The organism is Yersinia sp. 1252 StPb PI (genome assembly GCF_048593885.1).
GTDB lineage: Bacteria > Pseudomonadota > Gammaproteobacteria > Enterobacterales > Enterobacteriaceae > Yersinia > Yersinia enterocolitica_E.
On the sequence record NZ_JAZGQE010000453.1, the window covers coordinates 1 to 644 of the forward strand.

The window sequence follows — 644 nt, forward strand, 5'->3', positions numbered from 1 at the left end:
TGCAAAAAATTTCAAGAGAAATAAATAGATTTTATAATAAGCATATTGGTATCCAGTAAAAATATGCGAGAAAGGATAAAATATCGGGAACGTAGGTATACCGTATACAAGTAATACAACTGTGTCTCTCAAAAGACGGTATTGACCACAAAAATCTGAAATTGACTAAAGCCTATACTCGAATATTGGTGTTCGACGTGGCACCCACAACTGGGTACAGCATCTCGATGCGCTGGCAATGTTACTATACTGATAATGCCAAGCCATCCAAATCTCCAATACCTTTTCAAAAAAAGTAAGTTGCTATTTAAATCGGGAATTTTTTCCATTTATTATATAGTTCAACTAAGCTAGTCGTTTGATACTTCTTAAGTATATTAATTTTATGAGAGCTTATTGTTTTCGCACTAATACTCAACAAATCCGAAATATCTTTAGTGGCCATACCAAACATTAAAAGTGTTAATATTTGTTTTTCTCGCCCAGTTAATTTTAATGATTTATTTTTACGAGATGAAAATGCATTAGAAATTTCATTCAAAGAAGTCATAAGGCGATAAAAACACTGGTTTATTGTTGACTCTATCTCCATAACCGGAGCTGCTTTACAAAGATGTATTAAGTCCATATCCTTAAAACAGAAG

At 32.5% G+C, this 644-nt stretch carries 1 protein-coding gene; it reads right to left on the bottom strand.

Annotated elements, in window-relative coordinates; translation table 11 throughout:
* Positions 1 to 307: 307 nt before the first annotated feature.
* Positions 308 to 644: helix-turn-helix domain-containing protein (locus V2A85_RS24275; RefSeq protein ID WP_420072630.1), on the bottom strand; the 337-nt coding region annotated here is incomplete at its 5' end.